General features: G+C 62.3%; 28 protein-coding genes, 1 tRNA gene and 1 pseudogene. 17 read left to right on the top strand and 13 right to left on the bottom strand.

The window, feature by feature from the left end; all coding sequences use genetic code 11:
• Nucleotides 1-63 precede the first annotated feature (63 nt).
• A pseudogene (locus DXY03_RS10645) lies at nt 64-1243 on the top strand (type IV pilus twitching motility protein PilT).
• Here the strand turns inward: DXY03_RS10645 and DXY03_RS10640 are convergent.
• Both DXY03_RS10640 and tsaD read right to left on the bottom strand, forming a co-directional pair.
• Nucleotides 1244-1420: a chlorophyll a/b-binding protein gene (locus tag DXY03_RS10640; RefSeq protein ID WP_115010387.1), complete on the bottom strand. Its 177-nt coding sequence runs from the start codon at nt 1418-1420 to the stop codon at nt 1244-1246.
• Between the two features lie 42 nt (nt 1421-1462).
• Nucleotides 1463-2536 (bottom strand): tRNA (adenosine(37)-N6)-threonylcarbamoyltransferase complex transferase subunit TsaD, encoded by a 1074-nt coding sequence (gene tsaD, locus DXY03_RS10635; protein ID WP_115010386.1) that lies wholly within the window; start codon nt 2534-2536, stop codon nt 1463-1465.
• A 77-nt stretch (nt 2537-2613) separates the two neighbouring features.
• Here tsaD and DXY03_RS10630 point away from each other — a divergent pair, with 77 nt between their 5' ends.
• A complete protein-coding gene (locus DXY03_RS10630; protein ID WP_114988265.1) occupies nt 2614-3090 on the top strand; it encodes a Photosystem I reaction center subunit III in 477 nt (158 codons plus the stop codon).
• Nucleotides 3091-3122: 32 nt separating this feature from the next.
• On the top strand, nt 3123-3239 hold the full coding sequence (gene psaJ / locus DXY03_RS10625) for a photosystem I reaction center subunit IX (protein WP_006850741.1): 117 nt from the start codon (nt 3123-3125) through the stop codon (nt 3237-3239).
• 127 nt (nt 3240-3366) lie between these two features.
• On the opposite strand, the gene gmk is transcribed toward psaJ, so the two are convergent.
• Nucleotides 3367-3924, bottom strand: a complete 558-nt coding sequence (gmk, locus tag DXY03_RS10620) for a guanylate kinase (RefSeq protein ID WP_115010385.1) — start codon at nt 3922-3924, stop codon at nt 3367-3369.
• Nucleotides 3925-3962: 38 nt separating this feature from the next.
• Here gmk and DXY03_RS10615 point away from each other — a divergent pair, with 38 nt between their 5' ends.
• Together DXY03_RS10615 and tatC are read left to right on the top strand one after the other, a co-directional pair.
• Nucleotides 3963-5690, top strand: a complete 1728-nt coding sequence (locus DXY03_RS10615) for an NFACT family protein (RefSeq protein WP_115010384.1) — start codon at nt 3963-3965, stop codon at nt 5688-5690.
• A 125-nt stretch (nt 5691-5815) separates the two neighbouring features.
• Nucleotides 5816-6520 (top strand): twin-arginine translocase subunit TatC, encoded by a 705-nt coding sequence (gene tatC / locus DXY03_RS10610; protein WP_170950543.1) that lies wholly within the window; start codon nt 5816-5818, stop codon nt 6518-6520.
• Here tatC and DXY03_RS10605 read toward each other — a convergent pair.
• The gene (locus DXY03_RS10605; protein ID WP_115010383.1) at nt 6501-6917 is read right to left on the bottom strand and encodes a DUF3067 family protein; all 417 of its coding nucleotides are present in this window, start codon (nt 6915-6917) and stop codon (nt 6501-6503) included. The two genes, tatC and DXY03_RS10605, sit on opposite strands and share 20 nt — an antisense overlap.
• 47 nt (nt 6918-6964) lie before the next feature.
• Here DXY03_RS10605 and petC point away from each other — a divergent pair, with 47 nt between their 5' ends.
• The 6 genes from petC (at nt 6965) to DXY03_RS10575 (ending at nt 11079) form a co-directional block, all read left to right on the top strand.
• Complete coding sequence (gene petC / locus DXY03_RS10600; protein ID WP_006850760.1) at nt 6965-7501, top strand: cytochrome b6-f complex iron-sulfur subunit; 537 nt, start codon at nt 6965-6967, stop codon at nt 7499-7501.
• Nucleotides 7502-7540: 39 nt separating this feature from the next.
• A complete protein-coding gene (petA, locus tag DXY03_RS10595) occupies nt 7541-8473 on the top strand; it encodes a cytochrome f (RefSeq protein WP_115010382.1) in 933 nt (310 codons plus the stop codon).
• A 5-nt stretch (nt 8474-8478) separates the two neighbouring features.
• Nucleotides 8479-9357 (top strand): prolipoprotein diacylglyceryl transferase, encoded by an 879-nt coding sequence (lgt, locus tag DXY03_RS10590; protein ID WP_115010381.1) that lies wholly within the window; start codon nt 8479-8481, stop codon nt 9355-9357.
• Nucleotides 9354-10115: a precorrin-4 C(11)-methyltransferase gene (gene cobM / locus DXY03_RS10585; RefSeq protein ID WP_115010380.1), complete on the top strand. Its 762-nt coding sequence runs from the start codon at nt 9354-9356 to the stop codon at nt 10113-10115. Before lgt ends, cobM begins: the two co-directional genes overlap by 4 nt.
• A gap of 25 nt (nt 10116-10140) precedes the next feature.
• Nucleotides 10141-10212 (top strand) — tRNA-Val (locus DXY03_RS10580).
• 90 nt (nt 10213-10302) lie between these two features.
• A complete protein-coding gene (locus DXY03_RS10575) occupies nt 10303-11079 on the top strand; it encodes a RodZ family helix-turn-helix domain-containing protein (protein ID WP_115010379.1) in 777 nt (258 codons plus the stop codon).
• Here DXY03_RS10575 and DXY03_RS10570 read toward each other — a convergent pair.
• Complete coding sequence (locus DXY03_RS10570; protein WP_115010423.1) at nt 11063-12700, bottom strand: Ppx/GppA phosphatase family protein; 1638 nt, start codon at nt 12698-12700, stop codon at nt 11063-11065. The genes DXY03_RS10575 and DXY03_RS10570 overlap by 17 nt on opposite strands.
• 87 nt (nt 12701-12787) lie before the next feature.
• Here DXY03_RS10570 and DXY03_RS10565 point away from each other — a divergent pair, with 87 nt between their 5' ends.
• Both DXY03_RS10565 and DXY03_RS10560 read left to right on the top strand, forming a co-directional pair.
• Entirely contained in the window at nt 12788-13681 is an 894-nt protein-coding gene (locus DXY03_RS10565) for a 4-hydroxybenzoate polyprenyltransferase (RefSeq protein ID WP_115010422.1), read from the top strand.
• On the top strand, nt 13681-14565 hold the full coding sequence (locus DXY03_RS10560) for an LD-carboxypeptidase (protein WP_115010378.1): 885 nt from the start codon (nt 13681-13683) through the stop codon (nt 14563-14565). Before DXY03_RS10565 ends, DXY03_RS10560 begins: the two co-directional genes overlap by 1 nt.
• On the opposite strand, the gene ispD is transcribed toward DXY03_RS10560, so the two are convergent.
• On the bottom strand, nt 14549-15229 hold the full coding sequence (gene ispD, locus DXY03_RS10555) for a 2-C-methyl-D-erythritol 4-phosphate cytidylyltransferase (RefSeq protein ID WP_115010421.1): 681 nt from the start codon (nt 15227-15229) through the stop codon (nt 14549-14551). The genes DXY03_RS10560 and ispD overlap by 17 nt on opposite strands.
• A 72-nt stretch (nt 15230-15301) precedes the next feature.
• Here ispD and DXY03_RS10550 point away from each other — a divergent pair, with 72 nt between their 5' ends.
• From DXY03_RS10550 to fabG, 3 genes are read left to right on the top strand one after another with little or no spacing between them, the layout of a single operon-like run.
• Complete coding sequence (locus DXY03_RS10550; protein WP_115010377.1) at nt 15302-16135, top strand: glycosyltransferase family 9 protein; 834 nt, start codon at nt 15302-15304, stop codon at nt 16133-16135.
• Between the two features lie 11 nt (nt 16136-16146).
• Nucleotides 16147-17202: a TrkA family potassium uptake protein gene (locus DXY03_RS10545; RefSeq protein ID WP_115010376.1), complete on the top strand. Its 1056-nt coding sequence runs from the start codon at nt 16147-16149 to the stop codon at nt 17200-17202.
• A 47-nt stretch (nt 17203-17249) separates the two neighbouring features.
• Nucleotides 17250-18002, top strand: coding sequence for a 3-oxoacyl-[acyl-carrier-protein] reductase (gene fabG, locus DXY03_RS10540; protein ID WP_115010420.1), 753 nt, complete (start codon nt 17250-17252; stop codon nt 18000-18002).
• Nucleotides 18003-18011: 9 nt separating this feature from the next.
• On the opposite strand, the gene DXY03_RS10535 is transcribed toward fabG, so the two are convergent.
• Nucleotides 18012-18188, bottom strand: a complete 177-nt coding sequence (locus DXY03_RS10535; protein ID WP_114988256.1) for a hypothetical protein — start codon at nt 18186-18188, stop codon at nt 18012-18014.
• A 130-nt stretch (nt 18189-18318) separates the two neighbouring features.
• Between DXY03_RS10535 and groL the strand changes: the two genes are divergently transcribed.
• Nucleotides 18319-19998 carry a chaperonin GroEL gene (gene groL, locus DXY03_RS10530; RefSeq protein WP_115010375.1) on the top strand — a complete coding sequence of 560 codons (1680 nt, stop codon included), beginning with the start codon at nt 18319-18321 and terminating at the stop codon, nt 19996-19998.
• Here the strand turns inward: groL and DXY03_RS10525 are convergent, their stop codons facing one another.
• The 6 genes from DXY03_RS10525 to DXY03_RS10500 are packed head-to-tail and all read right to left on the bottom strand — an operon-like array spanning nt 19999 to nt 25077.
• The gene (locus tag DXY03_RS10525; RefSeq protein ID WP_115010374.1) at nt 19999-20688 is read right to left on the bottom strand and encodes an N-acetylmannosamine-6-phosphate 2-epimerase; all 690 of its coding nucleotides are present in this window, start codon (nt 20686-20688) and stop codon (nt 19999-20001) included.
• A gap of 5 nt (nt 20689-20693) precedes the next feature.
• A complete protein-coding gene (locus DXY03_RS10520; protein WP_115010373.1) occupies nt 20694-21242 on the bottom strand; it encodes a hypothetical protein in 549 nt (182 codons plus the stop codon).
• A gap of 4 nt (nt 21243-21246) precedes the next feature.
• Nucleotides 21247-22101, bottom strand: coding sequence for an ABC transporter permease (locus DXY03_RS10515; RefSeq protein WP_115010372.1), 855 nt, complete (start codon nt 22099-22101; stop codon nt 21247-21249).
• A gap of 9 nt (nt 22102-22110) precedes the next feature.
• Nucleotides 22111-23124, bottom strand: a complete 1014-nt coding sequence (locus DXY03_RS10510) for an ATP-binding cassette domain-containing protein (RefSeq protein ID WP_115010371.1) — start codon at nt 23122-23124, stop codon at nt 22111-22113.
• 50 nt (nt 23125-23174) lie between these two features.
• Nucleotides 23175-24158 carry a heme o synthase gene (locus DXY03_RS10505; RefSeq protein WP_115010370.1) on the bottom strand — a complete coding sequence of 328 codons (984 nt, stop codon included), beginning with the start codon at nt 24156-24158 and terminating at the stop codon, nt 23175-23177.
• Nucleotides 24151-25077, bottom strand: coding sequence for a heme A synthase (locus tag DXY03_RS10500; RefSeq protein WP_115010369.1), 927 nt, complete (start codon nt 25075-25077; stop codon nt 24151-24153). The genes DXY03_RS10505 and DXY03_RS10500 overlap by 8 nt, the downstream gene beginning before the upstream one ends.
• Nucleotides 25078-25080: the final 3 nt, after the last annotated feature.

The raw sequence follows: 25080 nt of genomic DNA, 5'->3' as shown, positions 1-25080 counted from the left end.
GGGCGTTAACCCGGAGAGAACAGTGAGAAATCCTTGCCAGTTCCGGCATCGAGACGATCCTGAATACAGATCCCTCGCCATCAACGTGGCTCAGCCGGTTTCCCCCCCAGCTTCCCGCCGCGCCCAGCCGCCTCCCGTAGTTCAGAAGGACTTCGGGAGGTTCACAACCCGGCGCCCCGATCCGCTGCAGATGGCTCTCCAAGCCTCGAGGAGATCGTGCGCATCGCCCATGATGCCGGCCATTCCGATGTCCACCTGGGGGTTGGGGAAGTGCCGCGCTACCGGGCCCGGGGAGACATGCAGGGCACGGATTGGCCAGTCCCCCGCGCCGAAGTCTTTCAGGGATGGCTCCAGGAAATCCTGACGCCACAGCAGATCGATGGCTTCAACCGCGACAAGGAATTTGACGGCTCCCATGCCTTCCCCTTCGTGCGCGTTCGCATCAACCTGATGGATTCACTGCGGGGCCCGGCGATGGTGCTACGCCTGATTCCGCAGACGATCCTCACCATGGAGCAGCTGAATCTCCCCAGCGTGCTGGAGAGCCTCGCGGCCCGTCCGAAGGGACTGATCCTGGTGACCGGTCCGACAGGGTCCGGCAAAAGCACAACCCTGGCGGCCATGATCGATTGGATCAACCGCAACGAGGCACGCCACATCCTCACGATCGAAGATCCCGTCGAGTTCGTCCACGAGAGCCGCAAGTCCCTCATCCGGCACCGGAAAGTGGGGTTGCACACCCTCAGATTCCACAACGCCCTGAGGGAAGACCCCGATGCGATTCTGGTCGGCGAAATCCAGGATCAGGAAACCCTGTCCACAGCCCTGGAAGCGGCCCAGACCGGCCACCTGGTGTTCGGAACGCTGCACACCAATTCAGCGGTGAAGACCGTGGAAAGGGTCCTCAGCATGTATCCACCTGAAGAGCAGGAGAATGTGCGCCGTTCGTTGTCCGAGTCGCTGCTGGGGGTGATCGCCCAGGGATTGATCAAGACAACAGATGCAAAACGGACGGCCTATCACGACATCCTGATCAACACCGACGCCTGCAAGGACTACATCCAGCGGGGGGCGCTCGATGAGGTGGAGGACATCATGGAGCGCAGCGGATTCGATGGGATGGTGACCACCAATCAATCGCTGCTGGCACTGGTGGAGGCAGGTCGCATTGATGGCGATCAAGCTGGTTGCCGTCAGCCTCAAACCCAACGAGCTGGCTCAGGCCCTGCGGGGCCGAAGCTGATCAGCCACCGCTGAACACACGCACCAAAAGAACGACGGCAATGCCTGCGGAGAGGCCGATCATCGCCAGACGGCCGTTCCAGATTTCGGCTTGTGGAGTGAAGCCACGCTTCCAAGCGTTCAGCTCATCAGCCTCCACGGGCTCCGGTGCATCTGATCTGGTTTCCGGTTGGTCCACGACGCATAGACCGAACAGTGCCTTCAAGCCTAAAAGGCTTTCCTAAAAGGGTGGGTCTGGTGTGTAAAGCGCATTGGCCTGATCCAAGGGCCAGCGGGCGGCTACGCCGGATTCAAGAGACGTGCAAGCCGCGTTCTGGCCCAGACGCAGCAAGGCCGCAGCTCCGATCATGGCGGCGTTGTCGGTGCAGAAGGCCAGGGGAGCGATGGAGACCGCTATGCCCCGCTGCTTCCCCTGTTCGAGCATGCTCTGGCGCAAGCGACGGTTCGCTGCGACGCCTCCAACCATCACAAGTTGCTGAACACCGTGGTCTTCAGCACAGCGAAGACTGCGCTGCACCAGAACATCGGCCACCACCTGTTCGAAACTGGCGGCCAGGTCGGCAAGAGGCAGCGGATCGGTGTTTTGCCGCAAAGTTTCCACAGTGCGGAGCATGGCGGTCTTCAGACCACTGAAGGAAAAGTCGTAGGGGTGAAAACCGCCGCCCGGCAATGAAATCCGCCCTTTGGGCAGGCGAAAGCACGTTGCATCACCCGTTTCGGCTACAGCCTGGATGGCAGGACCTCCGGGGTATCCCAGACCAAGCAGGCGGGCCACCTTGTCGAAAGCCTCTCCAGCGGCATCGTCATGGCTTCGGCCGAGCCGCGTCATCCCGCCGTCGTTAGCCACCAGGATCAGCTCCGTGTGGCCCCCGCTCACAAGCAACACCAGATAAGGAGCCTGCGGTGGGGCATCTCCAAGCATCACCGAGGCCAGATGGCCCTCCAGGTGATGAACGCCGAGAAAGGGGCGCTGATGCAGCGCAGCAAGGGTGCGACCCGTCACCGAGGCCACCATCAGAGCCCCGGCCAGACCTGGAGTGATCGTGGCCGCGATGGCATCCAGCTGCCCCAGAGCGACACCCGCCTCGTCAACCACGGCCTCCACCAGCCCCGGCAGGGCCTCAACGTGGCGGCGCGAAGCGATTTCGGGCACAACACCACCCCAACGGGCATGCTCCTCAACCTGAGATGCAATCCGCGACGCCAGAACGTCGATTCGTCCATCCGCGTGACGGCGCAGGACCGCTGCAGCGGACTCGTCACAACTTGTTTCGAGGGCAAGCACTGCGTGCATCGAAGCGATGCGCCTCCCCTACTGTCCGACTTGTGACATCTTGCCCTTTCGGGGCACCGTTCAGAGGAATTGTTCCGATGCGTCGTCTCTTCGCCGTCGTGCTTTCAGCACTCCTGGTGTTCGGCTTCGCCCCCGTCGCCAAGGCGGATGTGGCTGGCCTCACACCCTGCTCAGAAAGCGCTCGCTTCCAGCAGCGTGCTGCCGCTGCCACCACGCCTCAGGCCAAAGCTCGCTTCGAGATGTACAGCCAGGCCTCCTGTGGTGAGGATGGCCTTCCCCACCTGATCGTTGATGGCCGCTGGAGCCACGCCGGTGATTTTGTCTATCCCGGGATCATGTTCTTGTACGTCGCCGGCTGCATCGGCTGGGCCGGTCGTGAGTACCTGAAAGCAACTCGCGGCAAGAATGCTGCCCAGTACGAGATCTTCATCGATCGCAGCATCGCCATCAAGAGCCTTCTAGCTGCTGCCACCTGGCCTCTGGCTGCTTTCGGTGAATTCACCAGCGGCAAGCTGCTCGAAGACGACAGCAAGGTGACTGTTTCACCACGCTGATTCAAAGGACTTCAAACATTGCCCCCTCAATAATGAACAAGTTTCTGACCGCAGCTCCAGTAGTTGCAGCCATTTGGTTCACTGCCACCGCCGGAATCCTGATCGAGTGGAACCGCTTCTTCCCCGATCTTCTCTTCCACCCGATGTGAATCTGGTTTGATTTTCTAGAAGCAAGGGAACCTTCGGGTTCCCTTTTTTGTGTCTGCCCCCGTTGCGAAAGTCAGGGTTGCGAAAGTCCTGGTTGCGACGATCAGCGTTGCAAAAAGCAGCTCCGCGTCATCCCAGCCCCATCAGCGTCTCCACCTGGTTCAACGCTGCTTTGAGATCGTCATTGATCACGACAGCGTCGAATTCCTGTTGGGCCTCGAGCTCCTCGCGAGCGCGAATCAAGCGGCGCTGAATGGCGTCCTCCGCATCGGTTCCGCGCCCACGGATCCGGCGCTCCAATTCTTCAAAGCTTGGGGGAGCCAGAAAAATCTGAAAACCGTCCGGGAAACTGCGACGCACCTGGCGGGCACCTTCCAACTCAATCTCCAGAAGCACGGGGCGCCCTGCCGCCATCTGTTCTTCCACAGGACCTCGGGGGGTGCCGTAGCAATTCCCCGCGAATTCCGCCCACTCGAGAAAACCTCCCTGCTCCACCAAGGCCTCAAAACCCGCACGGCTGTGGAAGAAGTAGTTGATGCCGTTCTGCTCCCCCTGGCGCGGAGAACGGGTGGTGGCCGACACCGACAGCCAGATCTGGGGATGCCGTTCCAGCAGCTGGTTCACCAGCGTTCCCTTGCCGACTCCACTGGGGCCGGTGATCAAGGTGAGCTTTCCACTGGTGGACATCGCGGCGTCTGCGTGGGTCAGCAGAGTAGGAAGCCCCGATGCCTCGCCCTCTGCTCCAGGTGATCGCCTCCACCAGCCTGCAGCCAATGGATCTCACCACGCTGCGCGCGGTGCTCTGGGATCTGCGCCCAAAGCTGGTGCCCAGCCGCTTCGAGAAGGCCCAACAACCGGATTCGGCAACGATTCAGCTGGGATGCCGCAGCCTCAAGGGGATGGTGTGGCTGGAACTGAGCTGGCAAGCCGAAGCCCCTCGGCTGGTGGAGGTCAACCCTCCCCCGCGCAGCGGCAGCGGCAGCACCTTCGCCCAGCAGTTGCAACACAGCCTCCGCCAGCTGGCTCTGGTGGAGCTCCACCAGAGCGGTTTTGAACGGGTGGTGGAATTCCGGTTTGCCCAACGCCCTGGGGAACCGATCCAGCGGGTGCTCGTGCTGGAGCTGATGGGACGGCACAGCAACCTGCTGCTGCTGGATGAGCAGCGCCGGATCATTGCCCTGGGGCGACAGGTCCGGGACCATCAGTCCCGCGTGCGCCCTCTCTCCACCGGTGATTCCTACAGCCCACCCCCGATGCTGCAGGGGTTGGCACCGGATCCAACGGAGGGCTTTGAGCGCTGGAAGGAGCGGCTCTCTCTCGTGCCGGTCCCCCTGCGCAAGGCCCTGCAGCAGACCTATCAGGGGATCAGCCCAGCCCTTGCTCTACAGCTCGCCGGCGACCATCTGAACACCCCGGTGGACAGCCTGGATGCACGCCACTGGTGCCACCTGTTTGAACGCTGGTCGCTCTGGTTGGACCAGCTCGAGCGTGAGCAGTTCACCCTGGTGGTGGAAAACGACGGTCGTTACCGGGTCTGGGGGGCTCTCCGGGGTGAAGTGCATCCACAGCCCGCTCTGGCGCTCACCCTGGGATCCCTGCACCAGCAATGCCAAGAGCAACGGGCCCTGGCACGGGTCAGCCAAGACCTGCGTCAACGCCTGGAGCGTTGGCGCAGCAAAGAACAGGCAGCCCAGCAGGACCAACACCAGCGCCTGAAGGCCACCGAAGGGCACGAGGCTCTTCAACGTCAGGCGGACGCTCTCCTCTGCCTTGGCAACCCAAGCCGCGACCAGGTCGATGAAGCCCAGTCGCTCTATCGCATGGCCAAAAAACTGCGGAGATCGCGCCCGATCCTTGAGCAGCGGCTGGAGCACCATCAGCAACGGCTGGAGCTGATCAGCGCGAGCGAAACCTTCATCGAAGATCAACTGAGTGCCATCTGGCAGGACGGCCCGGCGCGCCTGGCCGCCCTGAATGATCTACGGGAGGAACTCGATGAGCTGTTGCAGCCCAAGGAACGCCGTCGCAGCATGCGTCAGCAGCGTCAACGGGACCAGCCGAAGCCGCTGGAACTGAACACTCCCGGAGGTCTCAAGGTGCAGGTGGGGCGGAATCACCGCCAGAACGACTGGATTTCGCTGCGCCAGGCCCGCAGTGGTGACCTCTGGTTTCACGCCCAGGAATGCCCAGGCAGTCACGTGGTGTTGAAGAGCTCCAACGGGCTGGCCGAGGAATCCGACCTGGCGATGGCAACGGATCTGGCGGCCTATTTCAGCCGCGCGCGGGGCAACACGCGGGTGGCGGTGGTGATGGTGCCCACCGATCAGCTGCAGCGCATTCCCGGTGCCAGCCCGGGCACCGTGCGCCATGGACAAGCTGAAATCCGCTGGGGGGATCCCCAGGGCGCGGAAGAGCGGCTGCTTGCCCCTAGCCTGAGCCCACATTCGGGCTGACCTGTTGCGCCGCCCGTCCTGCGTCCGTGTCTGAGCGCCCCGAAGGTCCCCCAGCTCTGCAGCCACCACCGCCCATTCGCATTGGGAGGGCACCTGGCGATGCAGATCTGCCCAATGAGGTGGAGATGCCTCTGGTGGATCACCTGGAGGAACTGCGTCAACGGGTTCTGCGCAGCTTGCTGGCCGTTGTTGTTGCAGCGCTGACCTGCCTGCTGGGGGTTAAACCTCTGGTGCGCCTGCTGGAAGCGCCAGCCAGCGGAATTCATTTCCTTCAACTGGCACCGGGAGAGTTTTTATTCGTCTCGCTGAAGGTAGCCGGCTACGCCGGCCTCACCCTGGCCCTGCCCTATGTGCTGTTTCAGATCCTGGCCTTTGTGCTGCCGGGCCTGACGATCCGCGAACGACGCCTGATCGCCCCTGCCGTCGCTGGCTCCGCGGTTCTGTTCATGGCGGGCCTGGCCTTTGCCTGGTGGGCCCTGGTACCAGCCGCCCTTCGTTTTCTGGTGAGCTACGGCGCCGATGTGGTGGAGCCGCTCTGGTCGATCGAGCGTTATCTGGATTTTGTTCTGCTGCTGATGCTGGCCACCGGGCTGGCGTTTCAGCTCCCTGTTCTGCAATTGCTCCTCGGGGCCCTGGGGCTGGTGCGCTGGCGGCCGATGCTTGGGGCCTGGCGCTGGGTTGTGCTGGGTTCAGCCCTGGCTGGAGCTGTGCTGACGCCATCCACCGATCCGATCACGATGCTGCTGCTGGCTGGAGCGATCACGGCACTGTTCCTGATCGGCGTCGGCCTGGTGGCCCTGACCGAATCCTTCAGACCAGAAACTCCTTGATCAGCGTTTCCGCTTCCGGCCCTGTCGCCTCCAGCGGAAGACTCAACGCCTTACCAAGACGGGGTTTGTCGCGGGTGGAACCGAGCCATTGGCGCACCTCACCCGCCAAACCAAGACGATTCACAACATCCAGCACCTCACCGAGATGCTGCCGATAGGCCTCAAGGTCCATCGGGAACGACTGTTGCTCGAGATAGGCCCACATCACCTGGAGGTACAAACGACGGCGTCGAACCACCAGCTGAAGGTCGTAAGTCGCCCGCCAGCGCTGGCGTAAGCAGGCCATCACCTCGTCAACACTGAGCGGCGGCTCGGGCACGGCCTTGGCGATATAAAGCACAGAAGCAGGGGCGGCAGGGGCAGGTAGACGCCTGTCGTTGCAAAGCTTGACAGGCACTTAAGCATCCATAATGGACGCCATTCTGAGCTGGATGAACGTCCGCCATGACCCAACTCTCCTCGAGCGATGTGCCCGGAATGGGTCGTCGGCAGTTCATGAATCTGCTGACGTTCGGCTCCGTCACCGGTGTGGCCCTGGGAGCCCTCTACCCGGTGGCGAATTACTTCATCCCCCCCAAGGCCGCGGGCAGTGGCGGTGGCACCAGCGCCAAGGATGAGCTGGGCAACCCGATCACAGCCAGCGGCTGGCTCTCCAGCCATCCCGAGGGCGATCGCAGCCTGGTGCAGGGCCTCAAAGGCGATCCCACCTATTTGATCGTTGAAGGCGAAGACGCCATCGGCAGCTACGGCATCAACGCCATCTGCACCCACCTCGGTTGCGTTGTTCCCTGGAACAGCGGCGCCAACAAATTCATGTGCCCCTGTCACGGCAGTCAGTACGACGCCACCGGCAAAGTGGTCCGTGGCCCTGCCCCTCTCTCCCTGGCCCTGGCGAACGTCAGCGTGGAGAACGACAACGTGTTCGTGAGCCAGTGGACCGAGACCGACTTCCGAACTGGTGATAAGCCCTGGTGGGCCTGATTTTTCCCTTCCCTACGCCTGCATCCCCCTCACCGTCCCATGCGTCGTCACCTCTCGCTTTTCCTTGGATCGCTGGTCATCGGACTGGCTCTGTTGATTGCTCCGGCTGCCAGCTGGGCCTATCCCTTCTGGGCTCAACAGAATTACGACAGCCCCAGGGAAGCCACCGGCAAGATTGTTTGCGCCAACTGCCACCTGGCCAAAAAGCTGACCCAGGCTGAAGTGCCCCAATCGGTCCTCCCCGACAGCGTCTTCACCGCCAGCGTCAAGGTTCCTTACGAAAATGGCCTCCAGGAGATCGGTGCCGACGGCAGCGATGTGGGCCTGCAGGTGGGCGCTGTTGTGATGCTTCCTGACGGCTTCACCCTGGCTCCTCAGGACCGCTGGACCGACGAGATCAAGGAAGAAACAGAAGGCGTTTATTTCACCCAATACAGCGACAAGCAGCCCAACATCCTGCTGGTGGGTCCGATTCCTGGTGATGAGCACCAAGAGATCGTCTTCCCTGTGCTGTCCCCTGATCCCGCCACCGACAGCAACATCCACTTCGGCAAATACCAGATCCACGTGGGTGGCAACCGCGGCCGCGGCCAGGTTTATCCCACCGGCGAGAAGAGCAACAACACCGTCTATACGGCTCCTGCCAGCGGCACCATTGCCTCCATCGAACCTGGTGACAACGGCGCCAGCGTGGTCAGCATCAAGGCTGCTGACGGCAGCAGCGTGAGCGAGACCATTCCGGTTGGTCCTGAAGTTCTGGTCAGCGTTGGCGACAGCATCGAAGCCGGTGCTGCCCTGACCAACGACCCCAACGTGGGCGGCTTCGGCCAGGTGGACGCAGAAATTGTTCTGCAGAACCCCGTTCGGATCTACGGCTTGCTCGCCTTCTTCGCGGCTGTGGCTCTAGCCCAGATCATGTTGGTGCTGAAGAAGAAGCAGATCGAAAAAGTTCAGGCTGCTGAGGGCGTCTGATCGCTATGGCTGTTGAAGCCCTGTTTCCCCTGGCGACCTTCCAGTCGCCAGGGGAATTTTTGCCTCACACCCAAAACTGGTTCCTTCCCCTGCGTTGGTACGGGCTGCTGATTGCAACAGCCGTCTTGATTGGACTGAACCTCTCCAGCCGACTGGCCAAGCTTCGACAGCTGGAGAACGGCCTGGTCAGCGATCTCCTGCCGGTGCTCGTGCTGTTTGCCGTGATCGGAGCACGGATTTACTACGTGGCCTTCGAGTGGCACAACTACGCCTCCAACCCGCTCAAGGCCCTGGCCATCTGGGAAGGAGGGATCGCCATCCACGGTGCTTTGCTGGCGGGAACAATCACGCTGATCCTGTTCTGCCGCTGGCGCCGGCAACCCTTCTGGGATGTGCTGGATGTGTTGGTTCCCTCCGTGGCCTTGGGACAGGCCATCGGTCGCTGGGGGAATTTCTTCAATTCCGAGGCCTTCGGGGTTCCAACTGACCTGCCGTGGAAGCTGTTCATCCCGGCGCAGAGCCGCCCTGTGATGTACAGCACGTCGGAATTTTTCCACCCGACGTTCCTCTACGAATCGATCTGGAACCTGCTGCTCTTCGGACTGTTGATGCTGCTCTTTCGCCGCGGACTCAAAGCTCCTGGGATGCTCCCATCGGGCGCCATGAGTTGTGTGTACTTGGTGGGCTACAGCCTTGGCCGTGTTTGGATCGAAGGTCTGCGGATTGATCCTCTCTGCATCGGTTCGCTTCCACCGGCTTGCGACGGGGGAATCCGCATCGCCCAATTGATGAGTTGCACCCTGGTCGCGCTCGGCGTACTGGGACTTTGGTGGCTATATCAACGGAAGCGACCCCTGCCTGATCCATCAGGCCAACGCAGTTGAGTCACGTTGTCAGTTTCGTCGGCGCAGGCCCCGGTGCTCCAGACCTGCTCACTCTTCGCGCGGCTGACCGTCTGAACAAAGCCGACGTGCTGATCTGGACGGATTCCCTGGTCTGTCCAGCCATCGCCGATCTGGCGCCGGCGGATTGCGAACGCATCCGCACCAGCACGACCACACTCGAAGAGCTGATCCCGCTACTCATCGACCGGCAGCGCCAGGGCAAACGGGTGGTGCGGCTCCACGATGGAGACACGGCGCTCTACAGCGCTATCAATGAACAGATCTGCGCCCTGAGTGACGCCGACATCCCTGTGGAAGTGATCCCCGGGATCAGCGCTTACCAAGCGGCAGCCGCCGGACTCGCCAGCGAACTCACCCTTCCAGGCGTGGTGCAAACCATTGTTCTCAGTCGCGCTGGGGGTCGCACCGGCGTGCCGGAACGGGAACAGCTGGATCGGCTGGCCGCCCTGCGCGCCAGCCTTTGCATCTATCTGAGTGCACGACACGTTGAAGAGGTGCAAACCACCCTTCTGGAGCACTACCCCGCCGACACGCCCGTGGCCATAGGACATCGGGTGAGCTGGCCTGATCAGATGCTCACCGTTGTCCCTCTCAGGGAGATGGCTGCGGTGAGTCGAGAACGCAATCTGATTCGCACAACGCTTTATGTGGTGAGTCCAGCCCTTGCCGGTGGTCCCCAGCGCTCACGGCTTTACTCGCCTGACCACGACCACCTGTTCCGTCCGAAACCCCAATAGGCGGTGGTTTAAGATCGATTTGTGCGGGCGATTAGCACAGTGGTAGCGCACTTCCTTCACACGGAAGGGGTCACTGGTTCGAATCCAGTATCGCCCATATTTTTTGGTGGGATTTAATCCTTTTGGTGCTTTCTGCACTGTTGGATCGGCCTAAGTTCAGCTTTGAACGAGGTCGATCGACCCATTGATGAACGAGCGGAGTCCTGCGGACGACCAAGGCAAAGCCACGGGCCTGGTTGAAGCAGGGCGACAGTTGGCCGAAGCGCGGGCTGCTGCGGGCCTGAGCCAGAACCAGCTCGCCGGCCAGCTGCACATGGGCGAGGAGCAACTGGCAGCACTGGAACGGGGCGATCAAACCGAACTGCCTGAACCCGTGTTCATCAAGGCCATGGTGCGCCGGATCAGTTCGCATCTGGGTGTGGATGCTGACGCCATGGTTCAGACCCTCGGCCCCCTCACCACCAGACCGCCCAAACGGTCGACTCCCGGGGCAACAACGCGGGGCATCGCTCCTCAGAACCGGAGAACATTCAATCCACTTCCCCTCGTGGCCCTCGCCGGGCTTGCTGGCCTTGGTTTTGTTGTGTGGAGCAACGCCTCCGAGTTGACGCGCTTCGCCCAGGGGTTGAAGCCTGCCAATCCAACCCTTGAGCCAAGCGAAACCGATCTGGAGGTGACCAAGGTTGCAGATGAGCGCGATGCCCTCATCGTTCCAGCGCCACCAACGGCAGACCTGGGCCTCACGATCAGCAGCAGCGAACCCAGCTGGATCGCCCTACGGCGTGAGGGAGTTGTGGAATTCGAAGGGCTGCTGAACGGTGAGCGCAGGATTGACAATCCTGACCTGGTGGAGATCTACGCCGGCCGGCCTGATCTGGTGCAGCTGAGTTCTCCGGATGCCGAGACACGCACTCTTGGCGCTGTGGATGACATCCGCTGGATCCCGCTCAGCCCTGCACCCTGACGCTCAGATTCACGCCAACCGCCTCCTTCACCACCTCAGCGCAGCCTTCCAAGCTCCACTGTTCAAGGCTGACGTTCTGGTTGACCCGCTCAGGGACGATCTCCAGATCCAGACTTCCCTTCACCGCATGAATGCGGAGTGCTGAGATCACCGGCTCAGGCCTGCGATCCAGAGCCGCGGCCAAGCGCAGCAGCAGGGCCATCTGATGAACACAACGACGGTTGTCTCGGGTGGCCACAAGCTGCCAGGACTCATGGCGTTTCTTCGGCAGGCTGCGGCGGTGATAGCGGGCAATGGCCGCCACCATCAAGTGCTCCGCCTCGGAATAGCCCAGCAGCTCACCATGACGAATCAAGTACCAGGTGTGCTTGTGGTAAGCGCTGATGTTGATGTGCTGGCCACAGGTGTGGAGCATGGCAGCAGCCCAAAGCAGTTCACGCCCTTCGCCACTGTCGTCATGCATCACGCCTCGCGTGGCGTCGTAGAGGCTGAGGGCATGGCTGGCAACCCGTTCAGCCCTGCTCTGGTTCACCGCAAAGCGCTGCACCTGATGGAGCACAGTGCGCTGCCGAATGCTGCTCTGAAAGCTGAAGCGGTCTTCCAGAAGACCCTGGCGAAGCATCCAATCAACGATCAAACCTTCCCTGAGCGCCCGCTCACTGAGCACGAACTCCTTCACACCCAGCATCTTCATGGTGGTTTGCAGGATCAGCGCACCGGGAACGATGATTTCGGCCCGACGATCGTTGATGGGAGCCAACTCCCGTCGCTGCGCAGGGGTCATCGTGATCAATTGATCAACCACCTTGTTCAGGCTCTGCCGGGTGACGCAATACCCATGCAATTTGCGGGGTGGGCGCTCCTCTTCACTCGCTGCAAGGGAGCCAATCGCCATCGCCGTGCCGCTGGTGGCCACCAAAACAGGGGTTTCACCGGGTTTGATCCTGCGGCGCACTTTGTCGACCGCAGGTTCAAGCGACCCCTGGATGAAGGCCTGCAGGAACGATCGACGTTGAGGGGGCATCGGATCATCCCGAACAAAGTCCCGCTGGAGTCGCACAGCCCCCACACGGGTGCTGGTCAGGGCGCGGGCATCACGACCATCGGCAAGGATCAGTTCCGTAGAGCCACCGCCGATGTCGAGCAGAAGATGCGGACGGTCTCCAAACGGCATTCCTGAGAGGACGCCCAGATAGATCAACCGGGCCTCCTCGGGGCCGCTGACCAAATCCACCTCCATCCCCAGATCGTCCAGGATGCTCTGGAGGAAATCGCGACCATTGGGTGCTTCTCGAACGGCACTCGTCGCCGCTGTGACGATCTGCTCAACCCGGTGACTGGCGGCGAGATCTCTGAACTGGCGAAGGGTGTCCAGCCCCCGTTGCATCGCCGCCGCGGTCAGCTCACCGGTCTCGGGATCACGCTCCCCCAGACGCGTGGTGGCCTTTTCGGCCTGGATGATCCGAAACGTGCGCAGCTTCGGATCAACGGCTGCCACCAGAAGATGAAAGGAATTGGTTCCGATATCGATGGCGGCGATCCGACGCTGATCAGCGTTCACTGCCTGCGACGCGCCGTTGTTCTGTTCCGTTGGCTGGGCTGGGGCCTTGGCATCCAGCATCAACGTCAGAGCGGCAATGAAACCCACTCTGACACTGACAGCCGAGGCCATCAGGCCCTGACTAGGGTTCTTCAAATCCCGTTGATTGTGATCAGCAGCTCTGCACGTCTTCAGCCCTGGATCGAACTGCTCCGCTGGAACAAACCCACCGGCCGGCTGATTCTGCTGATCCCAGCAGGCTGGGCCCTCTGGCTGAATCCAAGCGCTCCGCCCAGTGTTGTGCTGATCCTGCAGATCCTGCTGGGGGGCCTGGCGGTGAGCGGAGCAGGCTGCATCGCCAATGACCTCTGGGACCAGCGCTTCGACGGCCAGGTGGAACGCACACAACATCGGCCTCTGGCCAGAGGTGCGCTGCAGCGAGGGCCAGCCTTCGCTCTGCTGCTGATCTTGCTGGGCCTCAGCCTGGCTGTTGTGCTGAGTCTGCCGGCCGCCAGCCTCGGGATCTGTCTCGCCTTGGCCTGCACGGCCGTGCTGCCAATCCTCGGCTATCCATCGGCAAAGCGGTGGTTCGCCTTCCCCCAGGCGATCTTGGCGCTGTGCTGGGGCTTCGCGGTGCTGATCCCCTGGGCCGCAGCAACGGCCTCCTTGAGCGTGAGTCCTGCCCTGGTGTGCAGTTGGCTGGCAACCGTGGTCTGGACCTTCGGCTTCGACACGGTCTATGCCATGGCCGACCGACGTGACGATGCCAGCCTCGGCCTGCGCAGCAGCGCCCTGACCCTCGGATCCCGCGTGGTTCCTGTGGTTCGGGGCTGTTACCTCGTGACAGCCATCACCCTTGCCATAGCGGCACGTTCGGCTCAGATCCCAGCACCGTTCTGGCCTCTCTGGTTGCTTGCCGCCGTCTTCATGCAGCTCAGCTGCAACCCCTTGAACAAACAGGATGCCTCAATGGGCACCTACGGGAAGCACTTTACCCAGCAGGTGCAGGCCGGGACGCTGCTCTTGCTCGGCCTGGTTCTGGCCAGGGGATGGGGAGCCTGATGCGCATCACCCCGGCTCCTCCACTCCGCACTGGAGACCGTGTGGCCTGTGTGGCCGCCAGTTCAGCCCTGCAGGACGACATCAAGCTGCAGGAGGGCATTGCGGTCCTGCAGAGCTGGGGCCTCGATGTTCAACCCCAGACCTTGGCCAGCCGACGTTGGGGCTACTTCGCAGGGCGCGATGACACGCGTCATGCCGATCTGCATCCGGCAGAACCGGCAGCGCTGCTCGCCTGTGCCCGCGGTGGATGGGGGGCTGCTCGGCTGCTGGAGCAGCCCATCCGCTGGCAGAGTGGCTGGCTGTTGGGCTTTTCCGACGTGACAGCTCTGCTCTGGGCCCGCCAGGCAGCAGGGTTTATGGGGGGCATCCATGGCCCCTTGCTCACAACACTTGCGGAGGAACCACAATGGAGCCGTGACCGCTTGCGCAACCTGCTCTTCGGCAACACCATTCCTGACCTGCAAGGTCGGGGTGGTGGCGGCGGGGTGGGAAGCGGTCCCCTGCTCGTGGCCAATCTGACCGTGGCCACCCACCTGTTGGGAAGCCGTTTCGTGCCCCCCCTTAAGGGAGCCGTTCTGGTGCTGGAGGACGTGGGTGAAGCGCCTTACCGCATTGATCGGATGCTGACTCAGTGGAGGCTGAATGGCAGCTTGCAGGGCCTGGCGGGCCTGGCATTTGGCAATTTCGAAGGGTGCGCCGATGAAACCAGAGACGCCTCCGAAAGCTTCAACCTTGAGCAGGTTCTTGAGGAACGCACGGCCGATCTCGGCATTCCCAGGGTGATGGACCTGCCCGTTGGTCACCGATCCGGAAACGCAGCCCTGCCCATGGGGGCGATGGCACGCCTGGACGGCGAAAACGGCCGGCTCAGCCTGCTGACCTGAGGGCGAGCACGGATTCCGCCACGGTGAGGTCAAACGGTGTGGTGACCTTGATGTTGGAGGGACCGGCATCCAAGACCTGCACAGGCCACCCCAGACGCTCGTACAACGACGCATCGTCGGTGACCGTCCAGCCTTGGGCAACCGCCTCAGCGTGGCCGCGACGCAGCTGATCAACGGCAAAGCCCTGCGGCGTCTGCGCAGCCCAAAGCTCCGATCGATCCGGCGTATCGCGAATCACACCATCAGATCCCACGCGCTTGATCGTGTCGCTCACCGGCGTTGCAGCAATCAGCGCCGTGCCGGCCTCCACCACAGCTGCACAGCGATCAAACAACTCCGGTTCAGCCAAACAGCGGGCGCCGTCATGAATCAAGACGTGCCGAGCCTGCTCCGGCAACCCCGCAAGACCACAAAGCACCGACTCCTGCCGCGTGCTGCCGCCCTGGATCCAGTGCACCGGCTTGCTGGGTGCATCCAGCACCGCAAGGATGGCCTCTCGATCGACCTCCTGGCCGACGATCCCGATCCATTCGATCCGCTCGGAACGCAGGGCCGCCTCCAGGGTCCAGGCAATGACGGGGCGTCCGGCCAACGGCAGCAGCAGCTTGTTGCGATCCGCACCCATGCGCCGACCGCTTCCCGCCGCAGCAATCAACAGATGCACAATCGACTCCTGCCCCAGACAGGCGTAAACGACCTCCATACAATCAGCTCGCACCATGGATGGCGGCGCTGCATGCGAGTTCTTGCCCTGAGCCCGGGTTCGCTCGAAGACCAGCTGGACCGTCTACCGGCTCTGGCCGACATCTGCCAGAAGCTCAACGCCAGCCTGCAGGTGGCCTGTGACCCCCAGCAGGCAGCTCCATGGAAGCTTCTGCCGTGCCTGGACAAGCTGTTGCCGTTCAGCTTCGAGGCCAACCCCACCCTTGCGGACTGGGCAAACCTGCTCGGTTGTGTGCGCGAACCCGACTTTCAGATCTGCATCAACTTCGCTGAAGGGCAGCAAGTGAACCTGATGCTGTCGATGAGCCATATCCCCAAACGGTTGGCGGTTGAGGGATTTGCCTGCACCGACCAGGTCAGCGTCGGTCCCGGCTGGACGGCGCAGCGTCTCAACCCCTTTCTTCAAGCCCTGGGCCTTGATCTCAAGGCCGATCAGTTCCGCCTGTCCCTGGCGGCAGAGGCGCTTGAGGAAGCCCGTGAAGCACTGCCCAGCGGTGACGGCCCCCTGCTGCTGCTGTCGCCATCCGGCCAGGGGAATGACTGGCCTGCAGCGGAATGGCACCAGCTGCCTGAGACGATCAAAAGCCGCCTACCGGCGCTACGCAGCATGGTGCTGCCAGCCGAGCTCAGCCTGACCAAACGGGCGGCTTTGGTGGCCAATGCCGATGTCGTGCTCAGCAGCTGCCCGGTGTCCCAGCGCCTGGCGATCTATTGCGGCACCCCCCTTGTTGCCCTCGGAGCCGAGTCCGCAGACCTTCCCGAGCGCCAGGAGATCCGCTGCCTCAGCCGCCCGCAGGAGCTCGCCACGCTGCAGAGCAGTGATGTGCTGACGGCCCTCGGTTTCTGAGGAGACGTCCGATGAGGCGGCGCCGAGCCAGGGGACAGCTGAAGCTGATCACGGCTCCATGGCGGGGGCCCATCACTGCCCTCAGTGCTGTGATCTTCGCGGGTGCTCTCGGTTATCGGATCACGGAGAGATGGGACTGGGGCGATTGCCTCTGGATGGTGCTGATCACCATCAGCACCATCGGTTTTGGAGAAGTCGCCCCGCTTTCACCTCCAGGCCGCCTGGTCACCGTCTTGATCGTTGTGGGTGGCTTGGTGGTTGTGCAACTGGCCATCCAACGCGTTCTCGGGCTGAAGGAGTCGGGATATTTCCGCAGACTGCGGGAGTTCCGCTTTCTCCGCATGCTGGAAGGCCTTCACGACCACGTGATTCTTTGCGGCTACGGCCGGATCGGACAGGAGATTGCAGCCCAACTGCAACGGGACGCGGTGCCCCTCGTGGTGATCGAAACCGATCCAGAGCGAAAGGCCGTGGCAGACGAGAATGGCCTCTGGGTGCTTCAGGCCGATGCAACCCTCGATGAAACCCTGCTGGACGCAGGTCTGGAACGCTGCTGCAGCCTCGTGGCAGCCCTACCCAGCGATGCCTCCAATCTTTACGTGATCCTCAGCGCCAAAGACCTACGACCGGATTGCCGCTTGATTGCTCGCGCCAACAGCGATGAAGCCGCCTCAAAGCTGCGGCTGGCGGGCGCCACTGTGGTGGTCAGTCCCTATGTGGCTGGTGGCCGGGTGATGGCCGCTTCGGCGCTGCGACCGCTGGCCCTCAACTTCATGGAGCTGTTGGCGGGCTCCGACTATGAAATCGAGGAATTCCAGCTGAGTCACGACCCTCAGCACCTGATGGAGATCCGCGGGAGGAGCCTGGCGGAGCTGGAGCTGGGCCGTCGCAGCGGGGCCATGGTGCTGGCAATCCGGGAGAACGGAAAGCTGATCGCCAATCCAGGCGGCGACACCCAGATGGCACCGGGGCAACTCCTGATCGTGCTGGGAAGCAAAACCCAGCTCGCCACCTTTCAGTCGTTGCTTGGGGAGACCGTCGACACGATTGAAACGATGCCGGGTTGAGCTGGATGACGACGGCTCCGTACGATCCTCCGATCAACGGTGCCTCCATGTCTCCCAGCGCTTCTCTTGCCGGACAGACCGCCCTGGTGACGGGAGGAGGTCGCGGCATCGGCCGGGCCATCGCCCTGGCCCTGGGCGAAGCCGGTGCAGAGGTGGTTGTGAACTACTCCAGTTCCGCCGCCGCCGCCGATGAAGTTGTCGCTGCCATCACAACAGCTGGGGGCAGTGCCTATGCCCTGCAAGCCAACGTGTCGGTTGAGGCCGAGGTGGATGGCCTGATCAAGACGGTGCTGGAGCGCAGCGGCCGTTTGGATGTGTTGGTGAACAACGCCGGCATCACGCGGGACGGCCTGCTGATGCGGATGAAAACCGACGATTGGCAATCGGTGATCGACCTCAATCTCAGTGGAGTGTTCCTCTGCACGCGAGCCGTGGCACGCCCGATGCTCAAACAGAAGAGCGGTCGGATCATCAACATCACCTCCGTTGTGGGGCTGATGGGCAATGCAGGACAGGCCAACTACGCCGCCGCCAAAGCGGGCGTCATCGGTCTCACCCGCAGCACCGCCAAAGAGCTCGCCAGCCGTGGGATCACCGTGAACGCTGTGGCTCCGGGTTTCATTGCCACAGACATGACCAAGGACCTCGATGCGGAGGCCATCCTCAAAGACATCCCCCTGGGAACCTTTGGCACCCAGGAGCAGGTGGCCGGTGCCGTGCGCTTCCTTGCCGCCGACCCGGCCGCGGCCTACATCACAGGCCAGGTGCTGCAGGTGGATGGTGGCATGGTGATGGCCTGACCCTCAGGATCAGGAATCAAGGGGTTGGGCCAACTCATCCCGCAAGCGGCGGATGCGCTGGAGCAGGCGTAACCGTCGACTGCGGGCAGTAGCGGTGAGAAAGATGCGCAAGGGCACGTAAACCAGGGCCATCGAACCGGCCAGCCCCGCCATCAGAACAAAAAACAGCGCTCCGGATTCAGCCATGACCGGACCCTAATCAGTTCATTTGACGGCGGCATCCAGGCAGCCCCTACCATTCGGCTTTCCCCACCACAACGCCTCTCCACGGGGGCCACATCGCTGTGGGACAGTGACCAACGGCGTGCCCGCGACTATGGCCAAACTCCTTTCCTTCTCTGACGAATCCCGCAGCGCCCTTGAGCGGGGTGTTGATGCACTCGCCGATGCGGTGCGCGTCACGATCGGCCCCCGCGGTCGCAACGTTGTGCTCGAGAAGAAATTCGGCGCACCCGACATCGTCAACGACGGCGACTCAATCGCCCGTGAAATCGAACTGGACGACCCGTTCGAAAACCTTGGCGCCAAGCTGATGCAGCAGGTGTCCTCGAAGACCAAGGACAAGGCCGGTGACGGCACCACGACCGCAACCGTTCTGGCTCAGGCCATGGTGCGGGAAGGTCTGCGCAACACCGCTGCTGGCGCAAGCCCTGTGGAACTCCGCCGAGGCATGGAGAAGGCCGCTGCACAGGTCGTGGCTGGACTGGGCGAGCGGAGCCAGGCCGTGGCCGGCGATGCCATTCGTCAGGTGGCCACGGTGAGCTCCGGCGGTGACGACGAAGTCGGTCGGATGATCGCTGAGGCGATGGACAAGGTGAGCACCGATGGGGTGATCACGGTTGAGGAATCGAAGTCTCTGGCAACGGAACTGGAAATCACCGAGGGCATGGCCTTCGACCGGGGCTACAGCTCTCCCTACTTCGTGACGGATGCCGACCGTCAGGTCTGTGAATTTGAAAACCCCCTGATCCTGTTGACGGATCGCAAGATCAGCACGATCACGGATCTGGTCCCCGTTCTGGAAACCGTTCAGAAGAGCGGTTCCCCCCTGCTCATCCTGTCTGAGGAAGTGGAAGGCGAGGCCCTCGCCACCCTGGTGATGAACAAGAGCCGTGGGGTTCTGCAGGTGGCCGCTGTTCGGGCACCCTCCTTTGGCGAACGCCGCAAGGCAGCCCTCGCCGATATCGCCATCCTCACGGGCGGAACGCTAATCAGCGAAGACAAGGCGATGACCCTCGACAAAGTGACCCTCGAGGATCTCGGCAAGGCGCGCCGCGTCACCATCAGCAAGGAGAGCACCACGATCGTCGCCACCGACGACCATCGCCAGGCGGTGAGCGAGCGCGTCGGCGCGATCCGACGTGAACTGGAGGCCACCGAATCCGAATACGACCGCGAAAAGCTCCAGGAGCGGATCGCCAAGCTGGCCGGCGGCGTGGCTGTGATCAAGGTCGGAGCACCGACGGAAACGGAACTGAAGAACCGCAAACTGCGGATCGAGGATGCCCTGAATGCCACCCGTGCAGCCGTCGAGGAGGGCATCGTTGCCGGAGGCGGCAGCACGTTGCTACAACTCTCCGACAGCCTGGACGCCCTGGCTTCATCCCTGAACGGCGACCAGCGCACCGGCGTTGAGATCGTGCAGCGGGCACTGACGGCGCCGATTCATCAGATCGCCACCAATGCCGGTCAGAACGGTGACGTTGTGATCGCGGGCATGCGCAGCAGCGGCCAGGGATTCAATGCCCTCAGTGGTGCCTACGAAGACCTGATGGCTGCTGGCATCGTTGATGCCGCCAAGGTGGTGCGCTTGGCCGTGCAGGATTCGATTTCGATCGCTTCTCTGCTGATCACCACCGAGGTTGTGATTGCCGATAAGCCGGAACCCCCTGCACCAGCTCCCGCCGGAGACGGCGACCCCATGGGTGGCATGGGCGGAATGGGTGGCATGGGCATGCCCGGAATGGGCGGCATGGGCATGCCCGGGATGATGTGATCAGCTGATCATTCCCCGGCGATAGGCGATCACCTGGAGGTCCACTCCGGTGATCGCCGTCCCCACCACAACGGTGTCGGCTCCGGCCTGCAATGCCAACCGTGCATCTGCTGGAGAGGCAATTCCCCCCTCACAGATCAGACGAACCGAGCTGGGAAGTTCAGCGCGAAGTGGGGGGAGCAGATCAAACGCAGGGGGGCACTGCTGTGCCGTGTCTTCTGTGTAGCCGTAGAGCGTGGTCCCAACCCAGTCACAGCCCAGTTCGGCTGCGCGCAGACCATTCTCCAGCGAATCCACATCAGCCATCAGCGGGGCTCTCAGCTCATCACGGCTGCGCTTGATCAACGCGGCTAGGTCCTGCCCTGCAGGCCGCGGACGGGCTGTGGCATCAATCGCGATCACATCGGCCCCCGCAGACCACACCGCCTGAATTTCTTTCCAGCCCGGGGTGATGTACACCGAGCTGTCCGGGAACGTGCATTTCCAGAGGCCGATGATCAAGGCATCCGGACAGCGCCGACGCACAGCACCGATGTGTTCAGGGCTTTCCAAGCGCACACCCACAGCACCATTGCGCAGGGCTGCATCCGCCATGGCTGCGATCACATCGGGATCGCGCATCGGCGAACCCTGGGGGGCCTGCACCGAGACGATCAGGCCCTGATCCAGGGATTCAGGGTTGGGAATCATGCTGTTCAGGACGCCTTGGGGAAAGCGTCATCCTCCCGGCGGGGAAGCCAACGCCGCAGCGAACGGGGCGTGCTGATCGGCGGGGCAGGCACAGGTGCCGACGCAAAGCTGCGTTGAAGCGGCTTTTCTTCAGCTGCACTCTCGTCCTCTTCGACGATCGTTTCTTCTTCAACGACCACCCCGTTCGGCATCACCTCGCTCTCAATCAACACGTCGTCTTCAGCCGCAATCTGCTGCTCTTCTTCCACGACCACCTCGTCCTCAGCAACCATTTCGACCTGACCATCCACCTCGTTCTCAACCAAAACGTCGTCTTCTGGAGCAATCTCGTCCTCCGCGACAGGCATCGGCACGGAACTGAACCCATGCTTTGAAGCTGAAGGTTCCGGCAAACTCAGATCAAGCTCAGCTGCTCCGTCAAAGCCGTAACGGTGAACCCACTGACTGATCAGACCCGCGAGCAAGGCCTGATCACCTGAGGTTCGGGCCTCCTGGATCTGTTGGGCCAGAGCGTTCTGTCGAGGTGATGGCTGCTGGAACGGAGAAGAGAGCACGGATTCAGGAAAGTTTGCGGTTGAGCAGAGGGCGAATCGCAAGAAACAGCCCGATGGTGAGGACCAGAAGGATCAGCAGGCAACTGGTGCCGGTGACTTCCCCATAGGGGGCCTCCAGCAGAACGGCCGAAAGGTCCAGAGGACCCTGGTAAGCCGCTCGAATGGGTTCTATCGCGAAGGTAAGGGGATTCAAGGCCGCAAGCCAGCCCAGCCAGGTGGGCATGAATGACAATGGGGCCAAGGCCGTGCTGGCAAACAGCAACGGCAGGTTGGCCACAAAAATCACAGCGATCAACTCGATGTGCCCCGGCAAAGCGAAGGCCAGTCCGAGGCTGAGGGCTGTCACAGCAAAAACCAGAAGCAGCAACGTCACCAGCACCAGGGCGAGGCCGCTGATGCCGGGCCATCCGTAACCGAGCACTGCTGCCGTGCCCATGATCGCCAAACTCTGCAACAGGCTCAGCGCCGTGATGTAGATCACCGACGCCAGCACGATGGAACTGCGGCTTCGCAGCGGTGCCACTAGCAGCCGATTGAGGAAACCGAATTCGCGATCAAACATCACCGGCAGGCCGGCATTCAAAGCACCGCTGAAGGCTGTGAAGACAATCACTCCAGCACCAAGAAAACGGCCGTAGCTCATGCCCCCTGGCAACAGCCCCTCAGGGGCATTGGCGAACAGTGCACCGAAGAGAATCAACCAGATCAGGGGTTGCAGAACCCCTGCGATCAAGGTTGAAGGGCGACGCATCAACTGAAGAAACAAGCGCCGGGTGAGGGCCAACGTTTCCTGGCTGAGCTCGGCGAGGGCTCCGGATGGCTGCTGCTGGAGAGCAACAGATGCTGTTGGGGAAGTCATCGTTGGCACTCAACGCATGGATTGACGCTTTTCCTGTTTGACGTCGCGCTGGCCTGAGATGGCCAGTTCAGCGTCCATCAGGGTGCGTCCTGTGGCCTGAAGGTAGACATCATCCAGACTGGGACGACTCTGGGCCAGGGCAAACACAGGCAAACCTGCAGCCTCGAGGGTCTGACGCAGCTGATCGATCACGGCCCCTCCCTCAATCACCAGGTTGAGGGAAAAGCCCTGGGAGCGGTTCACCACCACCTGACGCACCCCATCCAAGGGTTCGAGCAGGGCACGCACCTGGGTCGCCTCATCGGCATTGCTGAACTCTCGGATTCGCAGAGTCACGCGATCACCCCCCAGCCGTTGTTTGAGCTGATCAGGGCTGCCTTCGGCAATCACACGGCCGGCGTCGATGATCGCCAACTGATCCGCCAGAGCCTCCACTTCTTCGAGGTAGTGACTGCTCAGCAGAACAGTGGTGCCCTCATCAACCAGCTGACGCAGCAGCTGCCAGATGGCACTGCGGCTCTCGATATCCAGTCCCACAGTGGGTTCATCGAGCACGAGCAACCGGGGGCGGTGCAGCAGACCGGCGGCCAGATCCAGACGCCGGCGCATGCCGCCGGAATAGGTGCCGCAGCGGCGGTCAATCCAATCGCCCATCGCGAGGCGGTCAATCAGATCGGCGATGCGGCTGTCGCGATCATTCCGTGGCAGGTGGTAGAGATCACCTTGCAATTGCAGCAGTTCCCGGCCACTCAGGATCTTGTCGATGGCCACCTCCTGAGCCACATAGCCCATGAGCTGGCGCACTTCTCGTGGCTGCACCAAACCGTCAACACCCCCAACAACAACTGAGCCGCTGTCGGGGGCGAGCAGGGTGGCCAGAATGCGCATGGCCGTTGTTTTGCCGGCACCGTTCGGGCCAAGCAGCCCGTACAGGCATCCTTCAGGAACGGTGAGATCAAGCTCACGCAGAGCCGGTACCGAACCGTAGGCCTTAGAGATCTTGCGCAGTTCAATCAACGCCATCAGGCACCGTCAGGGACTTGCTCGGCCAATTCAGGGAATCTAGAGAGTGCTCATTGCACCGCCGTTGGCAGGGAGAGAAGTTGCATCACCTGGTGAGCAAAGCCTGAGGCCAGATCCGTCCGGCTGAGAATGAGAAGCAGGCACAGACCAAACAGATAAAGGATCGACCAACGGAACAGGGCCTTGGCATTCACAAGACTGTCGGGATCCAGGGACAGCCGATCGACGAGCTGCAGCAATCGGCCGTTGTAGGGCAGCAGCATCACGCCATAGAAGGCGCCACCTGAAGGCAAAGCAAACACGCCCAAACCGCTGAGCAGAACGGTGATCCAGCCGTAGGTCTTGATCGCCCGCGCCGTCACCACAGGACCCTTCACCACGGGCAGCATCGGGATCCCGACAGCGCGATAGTCCTCGCGCAACAGCAGGGCCAAAGCCCAGAAATGGGCTGGCGTCCAGACCATCACCAAAGCGAACAGCCACCAGCCCCCGAGGCCAACATGGCCCGTAGCGGCCGCCGCCCCAACCAGGGGCGGAATGGCCCCGGCGACACCACCGATGACGATGTTCTGGGACGTCCGCGGCTTGAGCACGGCTGTGTAGAGCAGCACGTAACTGCAGAGGCCGAGCAGGGACAACCCAGCAGCGAGACAGTTCACACCGCTGACGAGAAGCATCGCCGCCGCGAGGGTGCAGGCGATGGCGCCGATGAATGCACTGGTGGGCGACAGCCGACCGGAGGGGAGTGCGCGACCGCTGGTGCGGGCCATCCGGCCATCGAGATCCTGCTCCCACAAGCAGTTCAGAACCCCTGCAGCAGCGGAGGCAAGCGCCCCTCCCCCCAGGGTGCAGACGAGCCGAGGCGATGAGAGCGGCCAGCCTTCACTGAGAGCCATTCCACCCAGGGTGGTGGCCAGCAGCAAAGGGATCAGGCGGGGCTTGGCGACTTCCAGCCAGGCCGGAAGTTTCACCCGCTTGCGGGAGGGAACGACCTCCTCACGAGTCGGACGAACGGTTGCGGTGATTTCAGCCATGACAGGCCTCCAACGAGGTGTCGTCGAGGACGACGGAACGGGACGGTGAGGGGAGGTTCGGAGAGCGAACCAGAAGCGCCGCCAGCAGAGCGATCAGCAGTGCAGCCACGAGTTGATGCGCAACGGTCACCCCCGGTTGCGACAAACCAAGACGGAGGGTGAGAACGCCAAGGGCCACCTGAACCAGCACCAGAAGCACGGCCCCACCCAGCCAGGGCCACTGCTGACGAGCCCAACCACCCGCCAGCACGGCTGCCCCGGCGAAGCCGAGCACAACAACGACCACCGGCATCGCCGTCAGGCGATGGGAAAGCACCAGCTGGCAGGCCTCTCCTCCAGCAAGGCATCGCTGCCCTGCCCATGCGGTGGCCATGCGACCACCGAGCAGGCACTGCACAAAGACCGACAACAGGCCAAGCGATGCCCCGATGCGCCACCAGAGCGGAGCGACGGCAGCAGCGGGGTGAAGCAGGCGTTGGGTCAGCCCACTCAGGAGCGCCACGAGGGTGAGCGCGAGAGCCAGGTGGGCTGTCACCACAGCGGAGGGCAGCAACTGGATCACCGTCAGCGCACCCAAACCTCCCTGCATCGCCACCAAAAACATCAGACCAATGGCCAGCCAAGGCAGCCATCGCGGCAGTTGGCGCCGCTGAAGCGTCGTCGCCACAGCCATCACCACGAGGGCAATGCCGATGACGAAGGCATCAAGGCGGTGAAACCACTCAAGGAAAACCTGAACATTCATCTGGCGACCCGGCAAAAACGAGCCGAAGCACAGGGGCCAGTCCGGGCAGGCCAAGCCGGCTTCCATCACCCGGGTTGCTCCACCGATCACCACCAAAGCGATCACGGCAACCACTAGATGAGCCGACAACAACCCAAGACGTCGACGCAATGTCGACATTGAGGAAAGCATCATCGA

Source organism: Synechococcus sp. N5 (assembly GCF_900473925.1).
In the GTDB taxonomy this organism is placed as follows: Bacteria; Cyanobacteriota; Cyanobacteriia; order PCC-6307; family Cyanobiaceae; genus Parasynechococcus.
The sequence above is the reverse complement of the archived record's forward strand: the minus strand, read 5'-3'. Positions and strand labels throughout refer to the sequence as shown.

Coding starts and splice junctions, on each gene's coding strand:
- DXY03_RS10505 (WP_115010370.1), bottom strand. CDS start 24,158: ATGGCTGAAATCACCGCAACCGTTCGTCCGACTCGTGAGGAGGTCGTT.
- psaJ (WP_006850741.1), top strand. CDS start 3,123: ATGAACAAGTTTCTGACCGCAGCTCCAGTAGTTGCAGCCATTTGGTTC.
- tatC (WP_170950543.1), top strand. CDS start 5,816: ATGCCTCTGGTGGATCACCTGGAGGAACTGCGTCAACGGGTTCTGCGC.
- fabG (WP_115010420.1), top strand. CDS start 17,250: ATGTCTCCCAGCGCTTCTCTTGCCGGACAGACCGCCCTGGTGACGGGA.
- DXY03_RS10550 (WP_115010377.1), top strand. CDS start 15,302: ATGCGAGTTCTTGCCCTGAGCCCGGGTTCGCTCGAAGACCAGCTGGAC.
- petC (WP_006850760.1), top strand. CDS start 6,965: ATGACCCAACTCTCCTCGAGCGATGTGCCCGGAATGGGTCGTCGGCAG.
- DXY03_RS10525 (WP_115010374.1), bottom strand. CDS start 20,688: ATGATTCCCAACCCTGAATCCCTGGATCAGGGCCTGATCGTCTCGGTG.
- DXY03_RS10535 (WP_114988256.1), bottom strand. CDS start 18,188: ATGGCTGAATCCGGAGCGCTGTTTTTTGTTCTGATGGCGGGGCTGGCC.
- DXY03_RS10515 (WP_115010372.1), bottom strand. CDS start 22,101: ATGACTTCCCCAACAGCATCTGTTGCTCTCCAGCAGCAGCCATCCGGA.
- DXY03_RS10575 (WP_115010379.1), top strand. CDS start 10,303: ATGAACGAGCGGAGTCCTGCGGACGACCAAGGCAAAGCCACGGGCCTG.
- DXY03_RS10510 (WP_115010371.1), bottom strand. CDS start 23,124: ATGGCGTTGATTGAACTGCGCAAGATCTCTAAGGCCTACGGTTCGGTA.
- groL (WP_115010375.1), top strand. CDS start 18,319: ATGGCCAAACTCCTTTCCTTCTCTGACGAATCCCGCAGCGCCCTTGAG.
- DXY03_RS10500 (WP_115010369.1), bottom strand. CDS start 25,077: ATGATGCTTTCCTCAATGTCGACATTGCGTCGACGTCTTGGGTTGTTG.
- petA (WP_115010382.1), top strand. CDS start 7,541: ATGCGTCGTCACCTCTCGCTTTTCCTTGGATCGCTGGTCATCGGACTG.
- DXY03_RS10560 (WP_115010378.1), top strand. CDS start 13,681: ATGCGCATCACCCCGGCTCCTCCACTCCGCACTGGAGACCGTGTGGCC.
- DXY03_RS10570 (WP_115010423.1), bottom strand. CDS start 12,700: ATGCTGGATGCCAAGGCCCCAGCCCAGCCAACGGAACAGAACAACGGC.
- tsaD (WP_115010386.1), bottom strand. CDS start 2,536: ATGCACGCAGTGCTTGCCCTCGAAACAAGTTGTGACGAGTCCGCTGCA.
- gmk (WP_115010385.1), bottom strand. CDS start 3,924: ATGTCCACCAGTGGAAAGCTCACCTTGATCACCGGCCCCAGTGGAGTC.
- DXY03_RS10630 (WP_114988265.1), top strand. CDS start 2,614: ATGCGTCGTCTCTTCGCCGTCGTGCTTTCAGCACTCCTGGTGTTCGGC.
- DXY03_RS10545 (WP_115010376.1), top strand. CDS start 16,147: ATGAGGCGGCGCCGAGCCAGGGGACAGCTGAAGCTGATCACGGCTCCA.
- lgt (WP_115010381.1), top strand. CDS start 8,479: ATGGCTGTTGAAGCCCTGTTTCCCCTGGCGACCTTCCAGTCGCCAGGG.
- DXY03_RS10615 (WP_115010384.1), top strand. CDS start 3,963: ATGCCTCGCCCTCTGCTCCAGGTGATCGCCTCCACCAGCCTGCAGCCA.